Consider the following 11,985-nt stretch of genomic DNA (forward strand, 5'->3'; position numbering starts at 1 on the left):
CCTTTCAGCTTCAATTTACTACCCAAGAAAAGCTGAACAAGCAGCGAATCTTGCCGCGGCCAAATTACCTGAAGTGGTTCACGAAATTGGGTAGACAAAAAGACCAGCGCCCGTGGATTCAAATCGGCCAGCGACAAAGATCGCTTTTGTGTAGTGAAAGCCTAACGAACGGAACCGACATTGCACACAGACGTTTCGATAACATAATGCTCGCCACACCTAGCGATAGATGAACTATCCGCGAACCATTTGCCAAAGACAACTGGATATAAACACCAATATTTATAAAGCTACATAACGCCCAATTAAGTAGTGAGCAACGCAATACAAAAGCGACCGCATTGCGCCTTAAACACAAAACTCACTGCAAACCAAAACTGCCACGCGTTGCGAATCTGCTTGAATTGTTTGTTATGCGAATTGTACACAAACGCCAAATTGGCTACGAAAACATTACCTTAAACACGAAAAACCTCAAACGCGCAAATGACTTTTTGTGATTCAAGAACCAGCGAACTCAACTTTTCACGAAAATGCTGCCACAAGCGCGGAACGCGGTTTTAAAGCGAAGAATTAGCTTTTGTTTGCGAGAAACTTAACGAGCCGGAATTTCAGCGAATACCGACTTTTCATAAACTTGCGTTTTTCACACTTTGCGCCTGATAGTTTTCCACAACCAAATGCGATTTTTAATGAGGCAACTTCACGAACTTTGGCATGTTTCACGGTTTGAGTGATTCAAGAATTTAAGCCGGCAATGCCGATTTGCCGACACTGAAAAACGAATGGCCAAAGACAACGAATTTGAAGAAACCAAAAACTTTGCCCCGTCGCATAACGCCGCGTTAAGTAGTGAGCAACGCTGACCGCCTAACCAAAATCATTGTGCCGTAAACACTAAAACCAAAGCAAACCGAAAATGCCGAGCGTTGCGAATCTGCCTTAAACGCCTTGTTAGAAATAAATCGTTATAGCTTCCACTGAGGAGCAATCCAATCACTGGTCCAATCAAGAGGCTCTGAGATAGCTGCTATTTGTGTATATTCGTTAAAGTAAGCATCAACTACTTTTTGATCTGTAATATAAACAGCATTCTCAAATGAGTTGGTAGCATTATGAGAGAAGTTAAACGAGCCCGTCCATACAGCATAAGGCTTTACAATATTAACTGGATAACCACAATCATCAAAAATTTCCACATCTGCAAATATCAAGAATTTATTGTGCATCCTTGGGAAGGCTGGTTTCTTGTCTTTGTTATAATTCCCTACGCAACGAACTGCTTCTAAACTGTCATCATATTCTCCTGATTCGTTGGGATACATTATCGTAACTCCCAACAGCCAATCCATAAACTCCCCTCTAAATATATTACAACTTAACCCCTCATACTTTTTACGCAGCTTTTTGTTGTAATACAGTCCGTTATTGTCGTCAGTGTCCGGCTTGAGAAAATCTTCTTTTTGGACAATGATTTGAACATGATTCTTATGAGACAGAGCGTTAAGTATCGGCTCGCTAGTCAACCAAGCAACCGCGCCAAACACGGAGTCAGCATTATTAATATGCCCGATTAATTTGTCTTCTAAGTTTCGAAAGTAAACTTCTACACCATTGTCACCAATGGTACTGTTATCCTTAAGTTGGTAATCTTTACTTTCTAGTCTGTACTCATTTAGATTCTTCACACACTATCCTTTAGATTTCTAACGCCCTGTTAAGGTGTGAGCAACGCAATGCCAATGCTTCCGCATACCACCTTAAACACTAAACGCAACGCATAGTAAAAATGCCACGCGTTGCGAATCACTCTTAAACAGTTTGTTATGTTTATGCCCTGACCATTAGAAGTAGTCAGAAAAATCGTCGGAACCAATAAAATAATGAGGAGTTTCATCGTCAGACTCTACATCTGAAGCGAAACGTGCTGCCATATCCTGAAAATCGCCGATGTTTTCTTGATAGTTATCGAAAGCATCTTCTTTTGAGTCATCCGTGCCAAAGTGATCATTTATGACACCAACTGGAATAGCGAAAACATATCTGTCACCTTCGTATTCTGCATCAAACATGAGGGCATCAAGGTTTTGTTTGTACCAGAACTCACTTTCAGAAAAGTCCCAGGCATCTACTTCCATTTCCGTACTCCTTGTTCGTGAAAAGGAATACCTTTTTAGCATAGAAAACAAAGCCTGTTAGGAGCTATTCTCAGGAAAATTTCATTCTATTAACCACATCACAAAAGTGTCTACTAAACGTGGGGGACTCGGAAACATAACGCCGCGTTAAGGGGTGAATGCCGCATAAACCAACCTTCCGCAGACCACTTTCACCACAAAAACTCAATGCATACCAAAAATGCCACGCGGCATGAGTCCCGCTTGAACGCTTTGTTATATAGCCTGCCTTTCAGCTTCAATTTACCACCTAAGAAAAGCCGAACAAGAAACAAATCTTACCGCAGCCAAATTACCTGAAATGGTTCACGAAATTGAGTAGACAAAAAGACCAGCGCCCGGGGATTCAAATCGGCCAGCGACAAAGATCGCTTTTACGTAGATAAAACCTAACGAACGGAACCGACATTGCACACAGACGTTTCAATAACATAATGCTCGCCACACCTTGCGATAGATGAACTATCCGCGAACCATTTGCCAGAGACAACTGAATATAAACACCAAAATTTATAAAGCTACATAACGCCCTGTTAAGGTGTGAGCAACGCAATACCGATGCTACCGCATACCACCTTAAACACTAAAACCAACGCATAGTAAAAATGCCACGCGTTGCGAATCACTCTTAAACAGTTTGTTAGGCAATAGTTTCATCTTTTTTCTGGTGCGATAAATATGTGCCAACCTTTAGCTGGCCGCTTAGGGTCTTCGAACTCGTATTTTTTACTTTCACGAAGCCATCTTGCACGTACGGCTCGTTTGAACTCAGTCTTAATGGGTTCGATCATTAAGCAGACTTCCGTTTCGATGCTTAACTGGTGTAGCTTTTTAGCACTAACCGACTTCTTCCATTCTTTGGCTATGAGTTCTTCATATATGTTTAAGGCATTCCAATACTGGTATTTTGTTACATCTAGCACATCATCAGTGACTTTATGGTTTACCAAATCCAATATTGCTTGGTAAACACCTTTGAAATCATTTTTCATACGCCCTTGATATTTATATTCACCACAACAAATATGACCAGAGCTAAGAAGGAATATAGGCTCTTCAGCCTGAGCCTGATATCCAACTTGAATTTTTATCATATGAGACTCCAATACTTTCGTGATGCCTAACGCCCTGCTAAGGGGTGAGCAACGCAATGCCGCAGTTGTCGCATACCACCTTACTCACCCAAACCAACGCATAGTAAAAATGCCACGCGTTGCGAATCCCTCTTGAGCAGTTTGTTAGTTGCTATAGACCAAATGTTCCACGGATTAAAACCACAACCAACATTAAGATAATAAAGGTGGAAAGATAGAATAAAATCCCGTGAAACGTTCCACCACCACCTCTACTAAATGCGAGATGTTTCGTCATTTGGCACTCATAACCTTTCGCTATGTATCTGTAGGTAATGAAATACCAAACAGACCCTAATGGCCACGCAATCAACAACAGGCCACGTCCATTCGACTTATCTGTTAACACAGTAACTACAAATGGAAGCAACAATATTAGAAAATAAGTCACCGCTTTTTTTCGTAGTTTTCTTGTTCTTTGGTTATCGTTCATAAGTATCCAAATACAACTAACGCCGCATTAAGGTGTGAGTGACGCTTGGCCATACTTGAGCGAAGCGAAACTGCCAAGCGTTACGAATCACTCTTAAATGCTTTGTTATATCAACGCTGACGATTAACAATCGACGTTAGCTTACGCACAAATTCGCCAAAACAATAAAAGCAAAGTACTGATACCAAAATAAAACCCAACATTGCGTTTATCGAGAAGTGCCCAATTAAACAAATGAATGCGAGTACTAAACAGCAAAATCCTCCAATCGTAACTCTCTTGACCCAATCTTCGTTCAGGGCTTCATCGCAATGTTCCACGCTTGCGTTAAGTTCTGACATGAAAACATGTGCAAAAGCGAAAGTTGCAAATGTGGGTAAACATATAGCAAAAAACAGTGTCGATAATTGAAGAAATATCGAATCATCAATAGAAGACGAACCACTAAACAAAGCCAAAAAGTATGCTGAACAAAGACCACTAAGTGCAGAGTACATCCACTTCAACTGGGTATATTTATGATTGCTACTCGTCGTCACCACACGATCTCCAAAATTCAAACAGTTGATATAACGCCGCGTTAAGGGGCGAATGCCACATAAACCAACCTTCCGCAGACCACTTTCACCACCCAAAATCAACGCATACCAAAAATGCCACGCGGCATGAGTCCCGCTTGAACGCTTTGTTATGTAGCCAGCCTTTCAGCTTCAATTTAACCACCCAAGAAAAGCTGAACAAACAGCGAATCTTGCCGCAGCCAAATCATATGAAGTGGTTCACGAAATTGGGTAGGCAAAACGGCCAGCGCCTGTAGATTCAAATTGACCAGCGGCAAATATCGCTTTTGTGTAGGAAGTACCTAACGAACGGAACCGACATTGCACGCAGACTTTTCGATAACATAATGCTCGACACACCTTGCGATAGATGAACTATCCGCGAACCATTTGCCAAAGACAACTGGATATACACGCCAAAATTTATAAAGCTACATAACGCCGCGTTAAGGGGCGCAGGCACGCAATACCAAAGCTGCCGCATACCACCCTAATCACCAAAAACCAACGCATAGTAAAAATGCCACGCGTGCCAAGTCCCTCTTTAACGCTTTGTTATAAACCGATTTCGATGAAGTGATCTTTATAAGCCATATTGAGAACTATATTATTAAATACCCACTTGATATGGGAATTTTCACCTCGTCCTTTTTTGGATCTTTTTCGAACGTACCATATACCAAAAAATATATACTCAGCCCCAACTTTAAAGTACTTCAAAAGCCGTGGATCTTTAACTGTAATTTCAGGTGTTGGTTTATTTATGACACCTTGCTCATTCACTTCAATGAATGGAGATTCTAACTTGATTTGATAGTATCGAAATTTTTCTGTTGGTGGGCTAATTTCTTTTATGTGCCCTGATATCGCCAAAGGCGGTGTTGTTTGCTCAGGTTTATAGAATTTCAAAAACTCAAACAAATTACTGACATCAAAGAAGAACTGATTCCAAGGTATTTTGTGCCCCTTAAAATCAAGTGTCACTAAAGAAGAAAGTTCTTCTTTTTCTTCACATAACTCTCTTAGTTCTAGTATCTGTTTTAGTGTGCGCAAATAATTTGTTAAGCGTCCTTTGTTTGAATACTTTTTGTCTTGTTCACCTGCAGATCCCCAACTGGCTCCCTTACGTTTCACCTGATGATCTGTTAACTCCCATAGGGCTTTCAATAGTATGTGTAACCGAAACTCATATTGAGATGCTGAAACGGCTCTGAATACTTCAGAGTCCGATCTTTTAGCAACAAGTTCTAATCTTCCAGATAAATCAAATTTGCAACCTAAGCTATGTTGCTCATATCTCTTTAGTCTAAAACAAGGTGCGATTTCTACCGTTTTTGACTCATACTTCCTGTTATGCCTTTTGACAAAGCTAAGTTCTGCGCTGCACCCATCGATGCAGCAATAAAGTTTACCAAAAGGCTGTTGTTCAAAGCCTAAAGCGGACACCAAAGTGCCATTCGCTCGAATCGCTTCTGGAATTTTGCTACCCACTATTCCTCCATAGGTTTATAACGCCCTGTTAAGGTGTGAGCAACGCAATACCGAAGCTCACGTATACCACCTTAAACACTAAAACCAACGCATGGTGAAAATGCCACGCGTTGCGAATCACTCTTAAACAGATTGTTATGTGCTATCTACACTTGCCTAGCTAGAAAATCTGGAAATGCGATAAAGCCCAAATAATAGCGGCTACCCCTACCAAAGTGGATTTGATCAATGCGCTTAGAGAAATATACCTCAAGTAGCAATCAGAGCCCTGTTGGGTTGGATTTAGTTTGATATTTTTCTCAATCAAATGACGCCTATCATTGTCACCACTACCTTTCATATCAATTCCTTAGTAAAGCTCTAACTCGGTTTCAAAATTAGTGAAAACATCTCTTTTGGTCAACTACGCAAGAACCAATGAACAAAAAAACGATCGAGCATAACCACACCTTAATAGGGCGTTATATGACTGCATAATTCGGAAGATAACTAACTTGGTATTTAGACAATAAATTGGTACTCTAAACAAAAATCAGCGTTTGTTCTGAGGCTTATTTTTGCCTCAAATAACTTAGCAGGCGAAAAAATCACCATAAAATAGACTAAAACCCAGCTCTTTTTTAATTCATAAATGTGACATTGGTCACCATTAAAAAGCACAATTAACAGACGTTCTCAACTAATTACCCTTCAATACGTCTGCCTAAAGCCCCTTTAGTTTATTAGTAAAGAAGTGTTTGTACACTTAGCACATAACGCCGCGTTAAGGGGTGAATGCCGTACAAACCAACCTTCTGCAGACCACTTTCACCACCAAAACTCACCGTAAACCCAAAATGCCACGCGGCATGAGTCCCACTTGAACGCTTTGTTATGTAGCCTGTCTTTCAGCTTCAATTTACTACACAAGAAAAACTGAACAAGCAGCGAATCTTGCCGCAGCCAAATTACCCGAAGTGGTTCACGAAATTGGGGAGACAAAAAGACCAGCGATCGTGGATTCAAATCGACCAGCGACAAATATCGCTTTTATGTAGAGAAAACCTAACGAACGGAACCGACATTGCATACAGACGGTTCGATAACATAATACTCGCCACACTTTGCGCCAACCTAACCGTCTACGCACCGTTGGCCAAAGACAACTAGATATAAACACCAAGATTGATAAAGCTACATAACGCCGCATTAAGGTGTGAGCAACGCTACCACAGAACCTAACCATACCACCATAAACACAAAACCCAACGATGGCATCAAAAATGCCAAGCGTTGGGAATCACTCTTAAATGCTTTGTTAGTTCTATTTTCTATCGCTTAAGTAGCCACACTAACCAATGATGTAGTTGCTTCTTTAGCTCCGCGTGATTACTGAAGATGACCACCTGATTATTAGAAATATCAAATGTAATATCTTTAGGGCTTCGAGCAATAATAATGACTTTTTTCCCTAAAGCATGAGCAATACCGAGCTCGTAGAATACGTTAGGGTTTCTACCGGTAATATTTGCGACAACAACTTCAGAGCGAGCCATTTGTTCTAAAATATGCCCTAAGACGTTATGTGAGACAATGACATCATCCCCTCTCTGGCATCGATAACCAAAATCTACGAAAAAATCCCTAACTACTTGATAGTCTTCATCGAAGTTTTTATTGAAAGGAGTTAATACAAATGCAGTATTTGGCTCTACCTTTACATTTTCAAACATCGGACTATTTAAAATGCCGTCTTTGGACTCATTCCCATCAAGAACTAGATGATTGACAGACTCAAACCTTTCTTTCGAAGACTGTATTTCTTGAGTAAGCTCTTGGATTCGAATTTCAATATCTTGTCTATAACGATCTTCTTTGTAATCGTAACTTCTTTTCATTTCAAGATATTGACGCATTAAAGCTCTCACGCACACAACCGCTGCAGCTAACACCAAAAATGTAGGGAAGCTAGTAATTAATGATTTTGATAATATTTCTAAGACTTCCATTTAGCTCACCGTATATTTCATTAAATCAATTGAAGCTACTAGCATAAAGTAGCCAATTAAGGCGAAAACAATAACGTACTTGAAAACGCTCCCTTCAATCTTTGTTGCCTTACTCGCTTTACATGAGTTAAACACCCCAATTGACAAACCTAGCAATAAAAGAAAGACCACAGCAACCATTTGCATGCTTAAAGCCTCTAAAGGCTTAGAGGCTGAATTCAAAACCGCTGCAAACACAAAAGAGCATGCAATTACCTTCATTTCTGCAGGCAATGTCACGATACATTGACAAAAATCCGTTTGATCAGGGCGATTGTTTACGAAACACTTAAACGTAATATTAGTTAGCAACAAGGCTAGTGGAAAAAACCAACCACCCTCACTTAAGAGCCAAGAGCTAACCCCATCTAAGAAGCCAGGAACATCTTCAATCACAATAACTTACCGAGGAAAAATTTTGTTTATTGTACTCCATTCCAGATGCTCGAAACAACTGGATAGAACTAACGCCGCGTTAAGGGGTGAATGCCGTATAAACCAACCTTCCGCAAACCGCTTTCACCACTAAAATCACTGCAAAGCAAAAATGCCACGCGGCATGAGTCCCGCTTGAACGCTTTGTTATGTAGCCTGCCTTCTGCTTCAATTTACCACCCAAGAAAAGCTGAACAAGCAACAAATCTTACCGCGCCCAAATTACCTGAAATGGTTCACTAACTTTGACAGACAAAAAGACCAGCGTCTGTGGATTCAAATCGACCAGCGACAAATATCGCTTTTGTGTAGGGAAAACCTAACGAACAGAACCGACATTGCACGCAGACGTTTCGATAACATAATGCTCGCCACACCTTGCGCCAACCTAACCGTCTACGCGCCGTTGGCCAAAGACAACTAGATATAAACACCAAGATTGATAAAGCTACATAACGCCGCGTTAAGGGGTGAATGCCGCATAAACCAACCTTCCGCAGACCACTTTCACCACAAAAATCACCGCAAACCAAAAATGCCACGCGGCATGAGTCCCGCTTGAACGCTTTGTTATATAGCCTTCCTTCCAGCTTCAATTTACCACCCAAGAAAAGCAGAACAAGCAGCGAATCTTGCCGTGCCCAAATTACCTGAAATGGTTCACGAAATTGGGTAGACAAAACGGCCAGCGCCCGTGGATTCAAATCGACCAGCGACAAAGATCGCTTTTGTGTTGGGAGATCCTAACGAACGGAACCGACATTGCACGCAGACATTTCGAGAACATAATGCTCGCCACACTTTGCGCCAACCTAACCGTCTACGCGCCGTTGGCCAAAGACAACTAGATATAAACACCGATATTTATAAAGCTACATAACGCCGCATTAAGGTGTGAGCGGCGCTTGGCTATACTTGAGCGAAGCGAAAATGCCAAGCGTTGCGAATCACTCTTAAATGCTTTGTTATAACTCAGTCTCACAGTCTCGGACGCTGAACGTATACGCGCCTTCATGCTCATTACCGATAACTATTTTATTTGAACCAAGATATGCAACTTTCTGTTTTTCATCAACGTCACAGTATGAAAATTGCTCCATTTCTAGGTTGTATGCAAACCACCGAGTAAACTTGGAAGTAGCATCCATATACCCTTTGTTGTCACCAAGAAAGCTTAGAGCAACAGAGAACAAAACAATTGCTCCAAACATTCGACCAACGAGAGTTAAAGGGTTGTCATTAAACAGCCTCTTGATCTCAGAAAGGCGAGCTAATTTTTTCAACGAAAACTGCTCTAGCCGAAGAAACGAAGTGAGCAATATAAACAAAAACCAAAGCGCAAAGCCGAAAGCCAAAAAAAGCGATGCGGTATACGGAATTGCTAATATTGAACTAATTGTAACTGTGTAGCCAAAAGGAGTGACTGGGGCTTCTAGCGCATGATTCACAAAAGATTGTGCCATAGCTAAGTTGAAAGTCGTGCAACCTACAATGACGATGCTAGCTATCGTTTTTCCTAGCAGGTTGTTTATTACTCTCTCGACTGCCTCTATTAAGTAGAAGCTCAAACCACAGATACATGCTCCAAAGCTAAGCCAATAAACAGGAAAATCAGTAATCTTAGACAGTGGCAACATTGAAAGGAAAAAAATGAAACTAAGCAAATACGCAATTTGCTCATTATCAAGGTTGTTCAATTTTTCAGAAACTAACACTCTTACATTAGCGAATGCCATTTGTTCTCCTGAGTTATAACGCCGCGTTAAGTAGTGAGCAACGCCACCACCTTACCTAACCCATTGTGCCATAAACACTTAAGCTAAACCTTGAACTGAAGCCGCCAAGCGTTGGGAATCTGCCTTAAACGCTTTGTTATGTTGTAAACCTAACCTTCCCACTGACACTCTAAGTCTGGAAGCCCTTCTTCATTTTCACTGTTTCCAGGCCGAATAACAAAACCATGTGCACGATAGAAGCCCTGAGCTTTTTCATTAACTTCAAACGTCCGTAAAGTAAGTGAGCCATTAGATTGGCCTTTAGCCCGGTTCAGTAAGTACGAACCTATACCCTGATTTTGGCTATTAGGGGCAACATATAGCTGATTTATTTCTGTTTCCGAACTAGCCATAAAGGCAACTGGACGAGAAATATCGGTGCGTACGACAACGAAAACCTGGTAACTATTGGGTAGAATATGTTCGAGAAAGTAAGCTTGAGATTCAAAGGTATGAACAGGATTTATACCTAAAGCTTCCGCCATTGAATCGCGCCAAAGGGAGGTAACTTCCTTGATATGCTCTGAAGCTAAAGGCTCTATTTTGTAGATACTTAAGTCCATTTTACCTCCTGCAACATAACGCCGCGTTAAGGGGCGAATGCCGCATAAACTAACCTTCTGCAGACCACTCTCACCAAAAAAGCTCAACGCAAACCAAAAATGCCACGCGGCATGAGTCCCGCTTGAACGCTTTGTTATGTAGCCTGCCTTTCAGATTCAATTTACCACCCAAGAGAAGCTGAACAAGAAGCGAATCTTGCCGCCCCCTAATTACCTGAAATGGTTCACGAACTTTGACAGACAAAAAGACCAGCGTCTGTGGATTCAAATCGACCAGCGCCAAATATCGCTTTTGTGTAAGGAAGACCTAACGAACGGAACCGACATTGCACACAGACGTTTCGATAACATAATGCTCGCCACACTTTGCGCCAACCTAACCGTCTACGCGCCGTTGGCCAAAGACAACTAGATATAAACACCAAGATTGATAAAGCTACATAACGCCGCGTTAAGGGGTGATTGCTGCACATACCAAGTTTCCGCAGACCACTTTCACCACCAAAACTCACCGCAAACCAAAAATGCCACGCGGCATGAGTCCCGCTTGAACGCTTTGTTATGTAGCCTGACCTTCAGCTTTAATTTACCACCCAAGAAAAGCGGAACAAGCAGCAAATCTTGCCGCAGCCAAATTACCTGAAGTGGTTCACGAAATTGGGTAGACAAAAAGACCAGCGCCCGGGGATTCAAATCATCCAGCGACAACGGTCGCTTTTGTGTAGCGGAAACCTAACGAACAGAACCGACATTGCACTCAGACGTTTCGATAACATAATGCTCGCCACACCTTGCGCAAAACGAACTATCCGCGAACCATTTGCCAAAGACAACTGGATATAAACGCCAAAATTTATAAAGCTACATAACGCCGCGTTAAGGGGCGCAGGCACGCACTACAAACGTGACCGCATTACGCCTTAATCACTAAACAAACTGCAAACCAAAAATGCCACGCGTGCCAAGTTCCGCTTGAACGCTTTGTTATGTAGCCTGCCTTTCAGATTCAATTTACCACCCAAGAGAAGCTGAACAAGAAGCGAATCTTGCCGCCCCCTAATTACCTGAAATGGTTCACGAACTTTGACAGGCAAAAAGACCTGCGTCTGTGGATTCAAATCGACCAGCGCCAAATATCGCTTTTGTGTAAGGAAGACCTAACGAACGGAACCGACATTGCACACAGACGTTTCGATAACATAATGCGCGCCACACTTTGCGCTAAACGAACTGTCTACGCGCCGTTGGCCAAAGACGACTGGATATAAACACCAATATTTATAAAGCTACATAACGCTGCGTTAAGTGGTGAACAACGCATACCACCAGACCTAAACTATTGTGCAGTAAACACTTAAGCTGATACAAACTAAAAATGCCAAGCGTTGTGA

8 protein-coding genes are annotated in these 11,985 nt (G+C 41.7%); all 8 read right to left on the minus strand.

Features of this window, described 5'->3' with window-relative positions:
* Nucleotides 1–968: 968 nt before the first annotated feature.
* The 8 genes from ACF8PK_RS06965 to ACF8PK_RS07000 all read right to left on the minus strand — a co-directional run bounded on the left by ACF8PK_RS06965 (nucleotide 969) and on the right by ACF8PK_RS07000 (nucleotide 10,594).
* Complete coding sequence (locus ACF8PK_RS06965) at nucleotides 969–1,688, minus strand: phospholipase D-like domain-containing protein (protein WP_392440631.1); 720 nt, start codon at nucleotides 1,686–1,688, stop codon at nucleotides 969–971.
* A 156-nt stretch (nucleotides 1,689–1,844) separates the two neighbouring features.
* On the minus strand, nucleotides 1,845–2,138 hold the full coding sequence (locus ACF8PK_RS06970) for a hypothetical protein (protein WP_392440632.1): 294 nt from the start codon (nucleotides 2,136–2,138) through the stop codon (nucleotides 1,845–1,847).
* Nucleotides 2,139–2,830: 692 nt separating this feature from the next.
* Nucleotides 2,831–3,271 carry a hypothetical protein gene (locus tag ACF8PK_RS06975; RefSeq protein ID WP_392440633.1) on the minus strand — a complete coding sequence of 147 codons (441 nt, stop codon included), beginning with the start codon at nucleotides 3,269–3,271 and terminating at the stop codon, nucleotides 2,831–2,833.
* Between the two features lie 1,587 nt (nucleotides 3,272–4,858).
* The gene (locus ACF8PK_RS06980) at nucleotides 4,859–5,794 is read right to left on the minus strand and encodes a hypothetical protein (protein WP_114806963.1); all 936 of its coding nucleotides are present in this window, start codon (nucleotides 5,792–5,794) and stop codon (nucleotides 4,859–4,861) included.
* Nucleotides 5,795–7,104: 1,310 nt separating this feature from the next.
* Nucleotides 7,105–7,782 carry a hypothetical protein gene (locus ACF8PK_RS06985; RefSeq protein ID WP_083148808.1) on the minus strand — a complete coding sequence of 226 codons (678 nt, stop codon included), beginning with the start codon at nucleotides 7,780–7,782 and terminating at the stop codon, nucleotides 7,105–7,107.
* Nucleotides 7,783–8,217, minus strand: coding sequence for a hypothetical protein (locus tag ACF8PK_RS06990; RefSeq protein ID WP_392440634.1), 435 nt, complete (start codon nucleotides 8,215–8,217; stop codon nucleotides 7,783–7,785).
* Between the two features lie 1,004 nt (nucleotides 8,218–9,221).
* Nucleotides 9,222–9,992, minus strand: coding sequence for a hypothetical protein (locus ACF8PK_RS06995; RefSeq protein ID WP_392440635.1), 771 nt, complete (start codon nucleotides 9,990–9,992; stop codon nucleotides 9,222–9,224).
* A gap of 149 nt (nucleotides 9,993–10,141) precedes the next feature.
* Entirely contained in the window at nucleotides 10,142–10,594 is a 453-nt protein-coding gene (locus ACF8PK_RS07000) for an N-acetyltransferase (RefSeq protein ID WP_140069101.1), read from the minus strand.
* Between the last annotated feature and the right edge of the window lie 1,391 nt (nucleotides 10,595–11,985).

Origin of the sequence: Vibrio sp. CJQ_6 (assembly GCF_043106745.1) — a bacterium.
GTDB lineage: Bacteria > Pseudomonadota > Gammaproteobacteria > Enterobacterales > Vibrionaceae > Vibrio > Vibrio furnissii.

What these genes read in the sequence shown, in the direction of transcription:
- ACF8PK_RS06970 (WP_392440632.1), bottom strand. Translation starts at nt 2,138, where the DNA reads ATGGAAGTAGATGCCTGGGACTTTTCTGAAAGTGAGTTCTGGTACAAA.
- ACF8PK_RS06975 (WP_392440633.1), bottom strand. Translation starts at nt 3,271, where the DNA reads ATGATAAAAATTCAAGTTGGATATCAGGCTCAGGCTGAAGAGCCTATA.
- ACF8PK_RS06985 (WP_083148808.1), bottom strand. Translation starts at nt 7,782, where the DNA reads ATGGAAGTCTTAGAAATATTATCAAAATCATTAATTACTAGCTTCCCT.
- ACF8PK_RS06995 (WP_392440635.1), bottom strand. Translation starts at nt 9,992, where the DNA reads ATGGCATTCGCTAATGTAAGAGTGTTAGTTTCTGAAAAATTGAACAAC.
- ACF8PK_RS07000 (WP_140069101.1), bottom strand. Translation starts at nt 10,594, where the DNA reads ATGGACTTAAGTATCTACAAAATAGAGCCTTTAGCTTCAGAGCATATC.